Origin of the sequence: Hymenobacter armeniacus, from assembly GCF_014699055.1 — a bacterium.
GTDB lineage: Bacteria > Bacteroidota > Bacteroidia > Cytophagales > Hymenobacteraceae > Hymenobacter > Hymenobacter armeniacus.
Window position 1 is genome coordinate 1 of record NZ_JACXAC010000003.1, and the last position, 14,510, is coordinate 14,510.

9 protein-coding genes are annotated in these 14,510 nt (G+C 68.1%); 1 reads left to right on the top strand and 8 read right to left on the bottom strand.

The window, feature by feature from the left end; all coding sequences use genetic code 11:
* The coding region (locus IC234_RS08490) for a T9SS type A sorting domain-containing protein (protein ID WP_190923452.1) at positions 1–1,058 on the top strand (1,058 nt) is incomplete at its 5' end.
* A gap of 5 nt (positions 1,059–1,063) precedes the next feature.
* On the opposite strand, the gene IC234_RS08495 is transcribed toward IC234_RS08490, so the two are convergent.
* From IC234_RS08495 to IC234_RS08530, 8 genes are all read right to left on the bottom strand, one after another.
* A complete protein-coding gene (locus tag IC234_RS08495) occupies positions 1,064–2,542 on the bottom strand; it encodes a DUF4886 domain-containing protein (RefSeq protein ID WP_190923453.1) in 1,479 nt (492 codons plus the stop codon).
* 42 nt (positions 2,543–2,584) lie between these two features.
* On the bottom strand, positions 2,585–7,246 hold the full coding sequence (locus tag IC234_RS08500) for an InlB B-repeat-containing protein (RefSeq protein ID WP_190923454.1): 4,662 nt from the start codon (positions 7,244–7,246) through the stop codon (positions 2,585–2,587).
* Positions 7,247–7,528: 282 nt separating this feature from the next.
* A complete protein-coding gene (locus IC234_RS08505) occupies positions 7,529–8,638 on the bottom strand; it encodes an ATP-grasp domain-containing protein (RefSeq protein ID WP_190923455.1) in 1,110 nt (369 codons plus the stop codon).
* A 173-nt stretch (positions 8,639–8,811) separates the two neighbouring features.
* Positions 8,812–9,666 carry a class I SAM-dependent methyltransferase gene (locus IC234_RS08510; RefSeq protein WP_190923456.1) on the bottom strand — a complete coding sequence of 285 codons (855 nt, stop codon included), beginning with the start codon at positions 9,664–9,666 and terminating at the stop codon, positions 8,812–8,814.
* A 14-nt stretch (positions 9,667–9,680) separates the two neighbouring features.
* Entirely contained in the window at positions 9,681–11,054 is a 1,374-nt protein-coding gene (locus IC234_RS08515; protein WP_190923457.1) for a glutamate-1-semialdehyde 2,1-aminomutase, read from the bottom strand.
* Entirely contained in the window at positions 11,051–12,394 is a 1,344-nt protein-coding gene (locus IC234_RS08520) for a DUF4910 domain-containing protein (protein WP_190923458.1), read from the bottom strand. Before IC234_RS08520 ends, IC234_RS08515 begins: the two co-directional genes overlap by 4 nt.
* A gap of 47 nt (positions 12,395–12,441) precedes the next feature.
* On the bottom strand, positions 12,442–13,764 hold the full coding sequence (locus tag IC234_RS08525) for a class I SAM-dependent methyltransferase (protein ID WP_190923459.1): 1,323 nt from the start codon (positions 13,762–13,764) through the stop codon (positions 12,442–12,444).
* 55 nt (positions 13,765–13,819) lie between these two features.
* Positions 13,820–14,470, bottom strand: a complete 651-nt coding sequence (locus IC234_RS08530; protein WP_190923460.1) for a hypothetical protein — start codon at positions 14,468–14,470, stop codon at positions 13,820–13,822.
* Between the last annotated feature and the right edge of the window lie 40 nt (positions 14,471–14,510).

The window sequence follows — 14,510 nt, forward strand, 5'->3', positions numbered from 1 at the left end:
CGCTGTTCAGCGACGTGGCGGGCGACTACTTTGCCTGGTTTCCCACGCCGGGCAGCTACACGCTCACGGCCACGCCCTACGCCGGGGGCAACGGCACCGGCGCCGCCGGCACCCCGCTCACCCTGAGCTTCTCGGTGGTGGATTCGGGCGTGGCCCTGACCAGCTTCACGCTGGTGAACGCCGACACCGACCTCGACCTCATGCCCCTGACCAGTGGCATGGCCCTGAACCTGAACGAGCTACCGGCCAATGGCCTGAACATTCGGGCCAATGCCACGCTGCCGGCTGCCGGCAGCGTGGTGTTTAGCCTGAGTGGCGCGCAGGCCTGGACGGCCACCGAAAACGTGCCGCCCTACGCGCTGTTCAGCGACGTGGCGGGCGACTACTTTGCCTGGTTTCCCACGCCGGGCAGCTACACGCTCACGGCCACGCCCCACGCCAGCGGCAACGGCACCGGCGCCGCCGGCACCCCGCTCACGCTCACGTTCAGCGTGGTCGCCAACCCGCTACCGGTGCAGCTGACGTCGTTTGTGGCCAAGGCGACGGCGGCAAACGAAGTGCAGCTGCGCTGGCAAACGGCCTCCGAGCGCAACTGCCGCGAATTTGAGGTGCAGCGCAGCCCCGACGGGCGGCAGTTTGCAACCGTGGGCCGGGCCGCCGGGCACGGCACCACCAACGTGGCCCAAGCCTATGCCTACGCCGACCGCGAGCTGCCCGCGCAAGCTTCCACGCTCTACTATCGTTTGCGCCAGGTTGATACCGACGGCACGTCCGCGTTTTCGCCGGTGCAGGTGGTGGCCGTGCGCGGCGCCGTGGCCGAGCTGCAGCTCTACTCGCCGCTGCTGCCCGCCGATGCCGTGCGCTACAGCTTCTCGGGGCCCCTGGCCGGAGACGAGTACCTGCGGCTCTACAACGTGCTGGGCCAGGGACTGGGGCAGTTTCCGGTAGCGGCCGGGGGCGCCGGCACGGTGCCCACGGCGGGCCTGGCCTCGGGGGTATATTGGCTGCGGCTGGGCAGCGCGCAGGGGGCGTACTCGGGCCGGTTTGTGGTGCCGTAGCGGCATCATAGCTTGCTAAGCCGACGCGCCACCCATCGTTTTTCCACCTGAAATTCAACCAGGTAGATGCCCGGCGCCAGCCCGGTGAGCCCCACCGTAGCCGCACCGCTCGCAAGGCTGCCCTGCGCCACCAGCTGGCCCCGGGCGCTGCGCACGCGGTAGGCCGTGGCCGTTGGCGCCGACAGCACCACCCCCTCGTGGGCAGGATTCGGAAACAAGCCCGGCGCGGGGTTGGATTCGGCCACGGCCACCACCGGCGAAAAGCTGGCGGCGCCGCTGTCGTCTACCTGCTGCAGGCGGTAGTAGAGCGGTGTGGCCGGGGCGGTGGGGTCGAGGGTGGAGTAGGTGGCCGGCTGCGCGGTGGTGCCCCGGCCGGGCACGGCGGCCACGGTTGCGAACCGGGTGCCGTCGGTGCTGCGCTGCACCTCAAAGCGGGCATTGTTGTGTTCGCTGGCGGTGGCCCAGCGCAGCTGCACCCCCGCCGCCAGGCGCTGCGCTGTGAAGGCCGTGAGCGTAACGGGCAGGGGCGTGCCGCCGAAAACCTCCTGATAGGCAATGTTCTGTAAGGCCGTGGCCGCGGGCGGGGCGATGTCGAGGTCGACGGCGGCCTGCTCGGCCGCGCCCAGCGTGCGCGGGTCGCGGCCGGTGAGGCGGCCAAACAGCACGCAGGCGCTCAGATACGAGCCCCACTTGCTGGCGTGGAAGTTGTCGGCGGCCCACAGGTTGACCCGGCCCGCGGGCGGGCTAAACGGGTCGCGCAGGGCCACTCCGGCCTGCATGGCCCGCAGCCAGGCATCGCCCACCGGGGCCACGCCCGCAAAGCGCCCGTTGGCGGCCGCCAGCTGGTAATAGGCGGCGTGCAGGTCCTGGGTCATCACGTCCACGGTAGAGCCCGAATAGGGCTGGTTGGGAAATTCCACCAAATCGGCGCGGGCCCAGGTTTGGAACAGATACACATTGGCGGCCGGGTTGGCGGCGTGCACGGCCTGTTCGAGCCGAGTGGCGAAATCAACAAACACGGCCGGCTGGCCGCCCCGCGCCACGGGCAGCGGCAATGTGCTCTGTTCCTGCAGCACCACGCCGTCCCATTTGCTCTGGGCGATGATGGGCAGCGCGTTGTTGTAGTGGTACTGCAGGGTAACCTCGCTGATGGCTTCGAGGTGCACCGCGTAGTTGAGGCCGGCCTGGGTGGTGAATTTTTTGAAGATGCCCGCCACGCCGCTCCACGGGCCGGGCACGCTGCCGGTGGGGTCTTCGTAGCGCGGGTGGCCGGGCGGCAGGCCCGCGTTTTCGTCGATGATGGCCGCGCGGTTGTAGGTCTGCACCGGGTCGTAGGCGCCGTGCGTGAAGCTATTGCCCACAAACAACACCCGCACCTGCCCGCGGGCAGACCCAATGAAACCACCTGCCAGGGCCGCCACCAGGCCACCCCGCAAAAGGGCGCGCCGGGTGGCGGCGCGCCAGGAACAACATGAATGACGCATACGCAAGGAAACAGGAGCAAATCGTAAGCCCGGGCCGCCGCGCTACTCGCGCAGCAGCCGCAACTGGGCCGTGGCCCGCGGCTGTCCGGGGGCCTGGTAGTCGAGCCAAAGCATGTACAGTCCGGTGCTGATGCCCGCGGGTGCCAGCGGCAGCGGGGCCCGGCCGCCTTGGGCGGCCAGCTCGCCGGTGGCCACCGTGGCTCCCAGCGCCGACAGCACCCGGTAGCGCACCGGCCCCTGCCACTCGGCGGGCAGCACCAGCCAGTAGCGGCCGTCGGGCGAAGGGTTGGGGTAGGCCAGCGCCTGGGTGGGCGCCGCCGCGGAGCTGGCGGCCGCCAGGGCCGGGCGGGCGGCCGGCGGGGCGGCCACGTCGGTCACGCTGAAGCTGATGCTGAGCGCCGTGCCCACCGTGCCCGTGGCGTTGGCGCCCGAGTAGGGGGTGGCCCGCAGGGTATAATTGCCCACGGGCGGCGTCCAGGCCGGGTAGTCGCCGCCCGAATCGGCCACCAACGAGTAGGGCACGAGGTTTTCGGTGTGCGACATGGCCTGCGCCCCGGTCAGGGTGACGGTCACGCTGCCCACGGTGGCCGGGTTGGTGTTGGCCCGGATGCCGAGGTTGCGGGTGGGCAGCGTGGCCAGGTTGAGGGTGGCGCCGCTGGCCAGGGGCTGCAGGTCGAGGTCGGTGTCGGCGTTCACCAGCGTGAAGCTCGTGACCTGCTGCGCGGTGAAGGTGGCCGTGATGGTTTTGTTGGCCGTCATCAGCACCGTGAGTGGATTGGTGGTGCCGGTGGCATCACCGCTCCAGCCGCTAAACCGGAAGCCCGCCGCCGGCGTAGCCGTGAGCGTCACGCTGCTGCCGCTGAGGTAATTCGTTGTGTTCGGGTTTTTCGTCACCGTGCCGCTGCCCACCACGGTGGTGGTGAGCGTGTAGCGCGTGGTGGTGGCCGTGAACGTGGCCGTGATGGCCTTGTTGGCGTTCATCGTCACGGTGAGCGGATTAGCAGTGCCCGTGGCCGCCCCGCTCCAGCCGCTAAAGGTGTAGCCCGAGGCCGGGGTGGCCGTGAGCGTGACGGCCGTGCCGCTGGCGTAGGCGGTCTGGTTGGGGCTCTTGGTCACGGTGCCGCTGCCCACGGTGCTCACCGTCAGGGTGTACTGCGCCACGAAGGTGGCCGTAATGGCCCTGTTAGCCGTCATCGAGACGGTGAGCGGGTTGGTGGTGCCGGTGGCGCCGCCGCTCCACCCGCTAAAGGCAAAGCCGGCAGCCGGCGTAGCCGTGAGCGTCACGCTCGTGCCACTGGCATAGCTCGTCTGGTTCGGGTTTTTGGTTACCGTGCCACTGCCCACCACGCTGGTGGTGAGAGTATACTGAGCTGGCTGCGCGGTGAAGGTGGCCGTGATGGTTTTGTTGGCCGTCATGCTGACAGTCAACGGGTTGGTGGTGCCAGTGGCATCGCCGCTCCAGCCGCTGAAAGTGTAGCCCGTGGCCGGCGAGGCCGTAAGGGTCACGTTCGTGCCGCTGGCGTAACTCGTCTGGTTCGGATTTTTAGTAACCGTACCACTGCCTACCACGCTGGTGGTGAGCGTGAACGGCCCCGCCGCCTGGTCTATCACGCTGAAAGCAAGGGTGAGCGGCGTGCCCGCTGTGCCGGTGCCGCTGCCCGCGGTGTAGGGCGTGGCCGTGAGCGAGTAGCTGCCCACGGGCGGCGTCCAGGCGTAGTAGGTGCCGGCCGCATCGTCGGAAAACAGCGCGTAGGGCACCACCGACTCGGTCTGGCTGCGGGTGGCCGTGCCGCTTAGGGCGAAAACCACGCTGCCCACGGTGGCGGGGTTGGTGTTGGCCCGGATGTTCAGGTTGCGGCTCGGCAGGGTGGCCAGGTTGAGCACCGCCCCGGCCGTCAGGGTCTGAATGTCGGCCCCGGTCGTTGCGTTTACCAGCGTGTAGCTCACCACGCTCTGCCCGGGCGCAACGGCCGTGAACGTGGCCGTGATGGCCTTGTTGGCGTTCATCGTAATGATGAGCGGGTTCGTCGTGCCGGTGGCATCGCCGCTCCAGCCGCTGAAGGCGTAGCCCGTGGCGGGCGTGGCCGTGAGCGTCACGTTGGTGCCGTTGGGGTAGGTGGCCTGGCTGGGGCTCACGGCCACGGTGCCGCTGCCCACGGTGCTGGTGCTGAGCGTGAACGGCCCGGTGGCCGCGCCGTTCGTCACCGAAAAGTTGATGGCCAGGGCCTGGCCGGGCGTGCCGGTGCCGCCCGCGGCCGAGTAGGGCGTGGCCGTGAGGACGTAATTGCCCACGGGCGGCGTCCAGGGGAAATAATTGCCGCCATCGTCCGAAAACAGCGCGTACGGCAGCACGTTTTCGGTGGCATTCTGGGTGGCCGCGCCGCTCAGGCTGAACACCACGCTGGCCGTGGTGGCCGGGTTGGCATTGGCCCGGATGTTCAGGTTGCGCGTGGGCAGGGTGGCCAGGTCGAGCACCGCGCCATTCACCAGCGTCTGAATGTCGGTGTCGTCGTCGGCATTCACCAGCGTGAAGCTGGTGGCGTTGCAGTCGGGGTTGAGGCGGACTTCCTGGGTGGCGCTCAGGCCGGCGGCGTCGGTCACCGTCAGCACGATGCGGTAGTAGAAGGTTTCGGCGCCGCAGCCGTAGGGCACGATGGTGGTGCTGGTCTGGCGGGTGGTGTCGATGGGGTCGGGGTGCTCGTGGGTGGCGTGGTGCAGGAAGGTTTGCCACTGGTAGCTCAGCAGGCGGCCGCTGTGCTCGGCATCCGTCACGGCGGCGCGCAACTGGTACACGGTGTTGCTGGTGAGCGGGTACAGCGTGCCCACCGCCGGGCTGGTGATGGTGACCTGCGGCGGCGTGTTATTGGCCGACACCAGCACCGTGGCCTGGTTGCTCAGGCCCTGGCCGTTGGTCACGGTGAGCGTCACGCGGTAGGCCGTGGGGGCATTGGTGGCGGTGGTGAAGGTGTGCGCCGGGTTGGCCGCGGTGCTGGTGGTGCCGTCGCCAAAATTCCACAAATACGTGAGCGCGCTGCCGGCCGGGTCGGTCGAGTTGCTGCCCGTAAACTGCACCGCCAGCGGGCTGGGGCCAAAGTTTTTGTTTACCGAAGCCACGGCCACGGGCGGCGTGCCGGTGGTGCCGTAGCTGATTTTGCGAATCTCCGAAGGATAGAAGTTGACGTAGAACAGGCCGGTTTCGCCGGGGCTGGTGGCGAAAGCCACCGGCACCGCGCCGCTGGGCACGAAGTCGTTCACGGCGCTGGGCTGGTTGGTGCCGCTCACCGTGAGGCTGCGCACCCAGCCGCCCACGTAGTCGCCAAAAAAGTAGGTGTTGCGGTACTGCGCCGGCCAGTCGGCGTAGGGGTAAAACACGCCGCCCGTGGCCGCGCTGCCCCCAAACTGCGCCCCGCTCACCGGCGAGCCCGCCGCCCCGATGTTGGCCGTGGCCGCCACCCCGCCGCTGAAAATGCCCGTGCGCGACGGCCCGCTGGTGTTGTGATTCCAGTCGATGAGCGGCCGGGTGTGCACGAAGGTGGGCACCGCGGCCGGCACCGTCTGGGCCGTGTTGCAGGGGTTGGGGAAGGTGGCCGTGCCCGTGGGCGTTTCCTGCTTAATCAGGTTTTGAAACGTGAAATACTGCTGCGTGCAGCCGCCCGTGCCGAACAGCGGGTTGGGCGCGTCGAGGTTGGCCACGCTGGCGTTTTGGAATACGGTGAACGGCGTCAGCCCCTCAAACAGCGGCCAGCCGGCGTTCACACGGGGCCGGTCCACCACGTGCACTTCCTCCCAGGTGGCGGCCCCCACATCGCCGAGGTAGATGGTGCCGGGGTTGGCGGCCGTGGGGTCGGGGCTGCCGGTGCCGGGCTTAAGCGTCATCCGGAAGGGATTGCGGAAGCCCAGCGCCCACACCTTCGAGCGCGGCGCGTTGGGGTTGGCCGCGTCGTAGAACGGGTTGCTGGGCACGCCGGCGCCGGTGGCCGGGTTGATGCGTAAAATCTTGCCATTGAGGCAGTCTACCAGCTGGGCGCGCAGCGAGCCCACGTTTTCCTTGGGCCGGATGATGCCATCGGCCTGGGCTTGAGCGGCGTAAGTCAGATTGTAATTGCCCATGTCCTGGTAGGGATGGGCGCCGTCGCCGGTGGCAATGAGCAGCGTGCCGTCGGTGCCGAAAGCCAGCGCGGCCGTCACGTGGCCGTTGAAAGTGGAGGGGATGCCGGTGGTTTTGGTGGCGCCCAGCAGCACCAGGCGGCTGGCCGGGTTCACGGTGTAACCGGCGCCGCTGGGCACGGCCGTGTAGCGCGTGAGCCGGCCGATGGTGGCGCTGTAGTAGTCGTTGGCGGTGGCGCTGTAGCTGGCCGTACCGAAGTTCATCAGATAGTGCCGGTCTACCACGTACAGCAGGTAGAAGTAGCCGTTGCTGTCGAAATTGGGGTCGAGGGCGAAGCCCAGCAGGCCGTGGTCTTCCCAGGCACCCACTTCCTCCCGGATGTCGATGAGCAGCTGGCGCTGGCCGTTGGCCACCGTCCACACCCGGCCGGGCCGCTCCCACACAAACATGCGGCTGCCCGTGCTATTAAACGTCAGCCCCACCGCCTCGTCCCAGCCCGCCGATACGGTGGTGGAAACAAATCCCGCCGGCGGCGTTTGGGCCAGCAATGGACTACTGAATAGAAGCAGCAAGAGAAGGAGGATAGGCGTTTTCATGGCTGTTGCGGAAAGGAAGAAGGATGGGGCTGGTTGGCCGTCTTGCGGCGCGTGGCATCTTGTGAGGGGTCGTTCTGGCGGGCGCCTCACGGGACCCCTCCGGGGCCGGCCCCCTCTCCTCAGGGAGAGGGGGAGCCACGGCGGCGCGGGGTCTTTAGGTAGTCGGGAGACAAGCCAGCCCTAAAGAGATTTTTTAACTGCCTCCTGACTCCCCCTCTCCCTTGGGAGAGGGGGCCGGGGGGGGAGGCGCCCCGCCAGAACGACCCCTCACAAGATGCCTGCCTACTCAATGCGCACGCTGTGCCGATTGAACAGGCAGAACAGCTTGGGCAGCGGGTCGCCCAGGAAGCTCATGAGGCTGGTGTTGCCGAAGGTGAAGCGCACCTTGTCGCGCAGCCGCGAGAGGTATTTGTATTTCAGGAAGTTATTGAACGGAATGTAGCGGCCCAGCGCGAAGGCGGGCCGGGCCACCGGCCGGTTGAGGGCCGCCAGGCAGGCCAGCACCGGGAAATTGACCTTGGCCGTGACGGCCGAGCCCACCACCGTGAGCCAGAAGCGCGGGTTGATTTCGATGACGTTGATGGCCCCACTGTCGGCGTCGTAGCGCAGGTCGAGGTGGGCCACGCCGTTCCAGTGCAGCGCCGTCATCAGGCGGTCGACCACGGCCAGCACGGCGTCGTTTTTCACAAACTCAATGGCCTGGGTGGGGGCGTAAGCATTGGCCGCCGGCAGCAGCCCGCGCTGCACCGAATAGGCCAGCAGCTGCCCGTCCTTGTAAAGCACGTTGCAGTCGATGTCGTAGCCTTCCAGGTAGGTCTGGACGATGTATTTGGCGCCCGGCGGCAGTTGGGCGATGCGCTCGAGCAGCGGCGCGGCTTCCCGGAACAGCTCGATGCCCAGGCCGCCCTCGCCGCCCGTGGGCTTCAGCAGCACCGGGAAACGCAGGGTGGCCAGCTGCTCGGGCAGGTGCTGGCCGATGTTGGTGATGGTGACCGGGCCGGGAATGTCGTGGCGGCGCATGAAGCCGGCCAGCCAGCTTTTGTCGGCCGCTATTTCGTAGGCGTGGGCGCTGGGCAGGGGCAGCACGCGCAGCGCCGTTTCCAGGGCCGGGTGGTGGGCAATGCAGAAGCGCATGCCTTCCACGTCGATGGGCAGCAGCACCTGGGCGGCCGTGCGCGCGGCCACCTGCTGCACAAAAGGCACAAAATCAGCGTCGAACGCGCCCTGCGGCTGGCGGTGGTGCGAGCGCACGTAGCGCGAGTAGCGAAACGGGCTCGTGGCATCGCGCGACACCATGTGGACGACCATCCGCTCGTCCCGGCTCAGGCAAAACAGCACGGCGGCCGTCAGCCGGTATTCGCCCTCCAGCACCAGTACGATGAGCTTTTCCATGGGTGTAATTGTGGGAATTTTGGGGTGAGTTGTTCGCGAAGTGAACCGTCATGCTGAGCGCAGTCGAAGCCGGGCTACCGCTTCGTTGGCGGGCTGGCGTGGCGCCTCACCCCCGACCCCTCTCCGGTGGAGAGGGGAGCCAACACGGAGCGGCAGCGAGGCTTCGGCTGTGTTCAGCTGCCCTTGGCCTTTTCCATCAGGAAGTAGGCGAAGTGGTGGTCGTTGTTGAGGGGCTGCACGGGCTCCAGGTAAAGCAATTGGGGCTCGAAGCCGCACTCGCGGGCCATGGTCCAGAACTCCTCGATGAAGTAGGTGGTCATGTTGCCCAGGTTTTTGGAGTAGCCCCAGCGGTACGACATGCTGTTGAGCTTGTGCGTGCTGTACTTTATCTGAATGAACGCCAGGCCTTCATCGGCCAGCAGCTCGTGAATGGTGCGCAACACCCGCCGCCCGTATTCCTTTGACGGCAGCAACTCAAACACGTAGGTGGAGAGCACCAGGTCGCAGGGCTTGTCGATGAGGCGCGCCACCCGCTCGGGCTCGGGCGCCTGGAAGAGCACCGGCTCGAAGTTGTGCAGGCCCAGGGCCTCCACCTGCCGCTTGCACTCGGCCAGGCTGGCCTCGGTGATGTCGACGCCGTAGTAGCTGGCCGCGGCGGGCGCGAAATGCACCGCGCAGGAGCCGCCGCCGCAGCCCCAGTCCAGAATGCGGCGGGGCTTCTTGGTCAGCCAGTCCTGGCCCGCTAACCGGTAAAAAATGCGCAAGCTGTTCTCGCCCAGGCCCACCCAGCGGTTGTCGTCGGCGAAAATACTTTGGCCGCGGAAGTGGGCCGGGCCGCCGTCGCGTCCCTGGTTCGAAAGGTTGTTCCAGAAGGCCTGCGAGTCGGCAATGATTTTGTCTTCCGGCTCGCGGATGCCCGCGTAGTTGTCCAGCAGCCGGCGGCTGACGCGAATAATTCGCTCGATGTAGCGGTGCATGACGAAGGAGGGCACAGAAAGCCAGGAGGACTTGCGTAAAAGAGGGTTCATGGGGCGCCAAATGGTTAGTTGTAAGGGCGGTACACGGGCTGCACGGGGCGGCCCAACAAGTAGCGGTCGAGGCCCTCGTTGAGGGCGCGGCGGTACACGCCTAGGGCCTCGTGCACGCGGGCCACCGTTTGGTCCACGATGCTGGCCGTGTGGGCGTAGCTGATGACGAAGGAGGGCAGCAGCAGCCCCCGGCGCAGGGTTTCCTGCAAAAACAGCGTCCGGAAGCCCTGCGAAGGCTGCCCGTCGGCGTCGCGGGTGCCGTAGGCCAGGCAGCAGGGCGGCCCCAGCACCTGGAAATAAGGGGCCACGTCCTGGTCGCGGGCGGCGGCTTCGAGGCCCTCGCGCAGGCGCCGGCCCTGCTCGTGCAGGTGGGCCACCACGGGCTCCAGGGTGTAGGTGCGCATCACGGTGCGGGCCACGGCCAGGGCGTGGGTTTCGGCCCCGTAAGTGGTCGAGAGCAGGAATACCCGCTCGCGCTGGTGCTGCAGGCCGCCCAGCTCCATCAGCTCGCGTCGGCCGGTGAGCGCCGCGATGGCAAAGCCGTTGCCCAGCGCCTTGGCGAAGGTGCTCAAATCGGGCCGCACGCCGTGCACGGCCTGGGCGCCGCCGTGGTGCCAGCGAAACCCGGTGATGATTTCATCAAAAACCAGCACCGTGCCTTCCTGGTCGCACAGCCGGCGCAGGCCGGCCAGGAAGCCGGGCGCCGGCGGCACGTCGCGCTCCACTTCCAGAATGAGGGCGGCCAGCTGACGCGGGTGCTCGGCAAACAGCTGCTCCACGCCGGCCAGGTCGTTGTAGCGAAAGCGCAGCGTGAGGGCCCGCACAGCAGCCGGCACGCCCGCCGCCACCGGCGTGGTGCCCATAAACCAGTCGTCGGTGGAGAAAAACGGGTGGTCGGCGCAGCAGGCCACCAGGTCGCGGCCGGTGTAGGCACGGGCCAGCTTGATGGCCGCCGTGGTCACGTCGGAGCCGTTTTTGGCAAACTTCACCATGTCGCCGGCCTGCGTGAAGGCCAGGAACTCCTCGGCCGCGCTTAGCTCCAGGGTGGTGGGCCGGCCCAGGTTGGTGCCGCGCGTCATGGCGCGGTGGGCGGCCTGCACCACGGGGCCGTAGGCGTGGCCCAGCGTCACGGCGCGCAGCCCCATGCCGTACTCAATGAACTCATTGTCATTCACGTCCCACACCCGGCAGCCGCGCCCGCGCACCAGGTACGGGGCCATGAACTCGGGGAACTGGTCGTCGCCCTTGGCGTAGGTGTGGCTGCCGCCGGGAATGGCCGCGTGCAGCCGCTCCTGCAGCAGGCGCGAGCCCCGAAAATCGTTGGGCGTCAGGAGTTGCGGGTTGTCCACGGGCAAGGCGTGGAGCGGGGGAGGGGAAGCAGCGGTCATGGCGCAGGGTCGGGAACGGGCGTGAGCAGGTCGTGGGCCAGCAGCAGGTCGGCGGCGTGCTGCAGCTGGGCAAAAGGCAGGCCCGAGCGGTCGGCGATGTCGAGCAGGCTGTGCTGCCCGTCGGAGAAGTTGAGCACCCACAGCAGCGCCCGCTGGGCGCGGGCCGCGTCGGGGCTGCCGCTCACGGCGGCGTAGAGGCCGCGGCGGCCCAGCGCGGGCTCGCCGTAGGGGCTTAGGTTCTGGTAGCGGCGGTTGGCTTCCAGCACGCCCGCCACGCTTTGCACCAGGTGCAGGGAGTCGAGCAACGCCTCGGGCCGCACAAAATCCAGGTCGTCGGCCGAGGTGTGGTACTCCGGAAACTGGCCGTAGGGCGTGCGCGACAGGCAGCCCACCGGCAGGTCGAAGCCCGGCGAGCAGTACTGCCGCTCGTCGTAGCCGTAGGGTTCGAACTCCGCCACGCGGTGCGGCACCGCCGCCTCGCGCAGGGCCAGCGCCACGGCGCGGTCTACCGCAGCGGTGCCGCGGCGCGATTTTTTGTAGGTGAAGCCGCCCGCTTCGCCCAGCAGGCTCAGCACCAGCCCGTGCCGGATGCGGGCCACGGCCTCGGCGTTGGCACTCAGCCAGGTGATGGCCCCGATGGTGCCGGGCGCAAACACGAAGCGGTAGCTGTAGCGGCGCGGCTGCTCCCGCAGGTGCTGGGCCAGAAACGTGGCCACCGCAATGCCCGAGAGGTTGTCGTTGGCCAGCGAGGGGTGGCACACGTGGCTCGAAACCAGCACCTCTTCCTCGGTGTCGCCGGGCAGCAGCAGCTCGCCGTAGGTGAGCGCGCCGGGGGCCAGCGTGCTGTCGATGCACACCTCGTAGGTGGGCTCGGCCAGGGCTTCCAACTGCTCGTGCGCCAAGCAGAAACCCCAGGTTTCGGCGTAGTAGGCCGTGCGATAGGGAATGAGCTGCGGCTGCTCGGGCAGCGAGTACAAATGCTGTTTCAGCTCTTCCAGCGCGTACGTGCCGCGCACCGGCAGGCTGTAGCTCAGCACGTGCAGGTTGTGTTGCCGGAAATCCACCACCCGCTCGCCGCGCCCGTTCTTAATCCAGGCGTCGCGGATGTTCCACTCGCGGGGCACCTCCCAGTCGAGCACCGGCGTGCCGGTGGGCACCTCGTGCACCTGCAGGTCGGGGAGGTATTCCTGCAGAATGGCCAGCGTCTGGCGCACGCCGTCGCCCGTGATGCTCCGGCAAATGGGGTAGAGCCGGCGCACCAACGCGTGCAGGTCCTCGCCGCGGGCGGCGGGCGGCGCCGCGGCGGGCGCGGGTGCAAGAACATCGGCAAGCAGACTCATGACAAGCAGAAAAAAGGCGAGAAAAGCAGCGGGGTAACTATCCGGGTTTAAGCAAAAACCCGGGGCTCTGGAATGGGCACCACGAACTGCCCGCCCCACTCGCGGATGACGGCCATCTGGGCCATGATTTCCTCGCGCAGGTTCCAGGGCAGAATCAGGAGGTAGTCGGGGCGCGTTTCCAGGACGTGGCTGGGGTCGAGGATGGGGATGCGGGTGCCGGGCAGGAAATTGCCCTGCTTGTGCGGGTTCAAATCCACGGTGTAGTCCACGAAATCAGTCCGGATGCCGCAGTAGTTGAGCAGGGTGTTGCCCTTGCCGGGGGCCCCGTAGCCGGCCACCGTCTTGCCGGCGCGCTTGGCCTCGATGAGGAATTCGAGCAGCTTGCGCTTGGTTTCGCGCACCTGCTCGGCAAAGTCGGCGTAGAAGCCCAGGTCGCACACGCCGGCCTCCACTTCGCGGCGGCGCAGGTCGGCCACGGCCGGGGTCACGGCCAGGTGCGGGGCGGTGGCCGCCGCGTGCCGGGCGTAGATGCGCAGCGAGCCGCCGTGGGTGGGCAGCTCCTCCACATCGAACAGGGTGAGGCCGTGGGCGGCAAACACGCGCTCCACGGTGAAGAACGAGAAGTAGCTGAAATGCTCGTGGTAGATGGTGTCGAACTGCCGCCCTTCGATGAGCCGCAGCAGGTGCGGAAACTCCATCGTGATGACGCCTTCCGGCTTGAGGGCTAGGCGCAGGCCGTCCACGAAGTTGTTGAGGTTGGGCACGTGGGCCAGCACGTTGTTGCCGATGAGCAGGTCGGCCGGGCCGCAGCCGTCGATGAGCTCGCGGGCCGTGGCGCTGCCAAAAAAGCGGCGCAGCGTGGGCACGCCCTTTTGCTCGGCCGCGCGGGCCACGTTGCCGGCCGGCTCCACGCCCAGCACCGGAATGTCCTTTTCCAGAAAATACTGTAGCAGGTAGCCGTCGTTGCTGGCCACTTCCACCACCAGGCTGCTGGCGTTCAGGCCAAACCGTTCGGTGGCCATGGCGCAGTACTGCCGGGCGTGCTGCAGCCACGACGACGAGTACGACGAGAAGTAGGCGTAGTCTTGGCGGAACACCTCGTCGGGCTCCACAAACTCGCCCACCTGCACCAGAAAGCACTCTTCGCACACGTAGGCGTGCAGCGGGTAGAAGGCTTCGGCGTGGGCAAACCGCTCGGGGGTCACGTGGTCCTGGCACAGCGGCGAGGTGCCCAAATCAACGAACGTGTGGCGCAGCGGCGTGCCGCAAAAGCGGCAGTAGCCGGCCGGGCTGGGCGCCACGGCCGTGGCCGGCGCACCGGCCGCCGCGGCGGGCAAAGGCAGAGCAGAGGCAGTCAAGGAGGTTTCCATCGAGAAAGAGAAAGGTGAGAAAGAGTGAAAAAGCGGAATTGCCCAGCCGGCCGGCCTAGTGTTTTTGGGCCACCGAGGGCGAAGCCACCGGCTCGGGCAGGGGCAGCGGCCCGCTGGCCAGCAGCCGCGGCCGCAGGCGGTCGGCCGCCGTGTCGACCTGCGCCCGAATCTGGGCCAGGGCCATGCGCAGGGCCTCGGCGTCGGACAGGGGCGGGGCTTCGGCCTGCGAGTAGCCGTGGTACATGGCCACCTTCACGGCCGAGGTGCCGGTGCCTTCGTACTCGCCCAGCACGTTGCCCTCGGCGTCCAGCACCTGCAGCTGCGCCGTGAGGGTGGTGCGGTAGGTTTCGAGGGGCACGCCCAGCAGGCTCGGCGTGAGCAGCGTGACCACCTGCAGCGTTTGGAGCGCGCGGCCGGTGCGCCGCACGTTGGCCCGCATCACCTGCAGGCGGGCGTAGCCGAAGGCGTGTGGCGCGGGGCTTTCGGCCAGGTTGGCGTGCAGCTCGCTTCGCCACAGCTGCAGCAGCTCGGCGGGCGTGGTGGCGTCGGTGCGGGCCAGCGCGCCCAGCTCGGCCACGGCCTCCAGGGGCGGCAGGCGGTGGGCATTAGCCGCCGGGGGCACCTGCCACAGCGCCGGCCCCGCCGACACGCAGGCCGTCGTGGCCAGTCCAATCAATCCCATGCAGCAGCACAACAACGATTTCATAGGAAGTCTGTGTTAAAGTCTGACAATGAAGAATGGGCGC

Bases quoted from the DNA above. Each gene is read 5' to 3' on its own strand.
- IC234_RS08495 (WP_190923453.1), bottom strand. From the start codon at position 2,542: ATGCGTCATTCATGTTGTTCCTGGCGCGCCGCCACCCGGCGCGCCCTT.
- IC234_RS08500 (WP_190923454.1), bottom strand. From the start codon at position 7,246: ATGAAAACGCCTATCCTCCTTCTCTTGCTGCTTCTATTCAGTAGTCCA.
- IC234_RS08505 (WP_190923455.1), bottom strand. From the start codon at position 8,638: ATGGAAAAGCTCATCGTACTGGTGCTGGAGGGCGAATACCGGCTGACG.
- IC234_RS08510 (WP_190923456.1), bottom strand. From the start codon at position 9,666: ATGAACCCTCTTTTACGCAAGTCCTCCTGGCTTTCTGTGCCCTCCTTC.
- IC234_RS08515 (WP_190923457.1), bottom strand. From the start codon at position 11,054: ATGACCGCTGCTTCCCCTCCCCCGCTCCACGCCTTGCCCGTGGACAAC.
- IC234_RS08520 (WP_190923458.1), bottom strand. From the start codon at position 12,394: ATGAGTCTGCTTGCCGATGTTCTTGCACCCGCGCCCGCCGCGGCGCCG.
- IC234_RS08525 (WP_190923459.1), bottom strand. From the start codon at position 13,764: ATGGAAACCTCCTTGACTGCCTCTGCTCTGCCTTTGCCCGCCGCGGCG.
- IC234_RS08530 (WP_190923460.1), bottom strand. From the start codon at position 14,470: ATGAAATCGTTGTTGTGCTGCTGCATGGGATTGATTGGACTGGCCACG.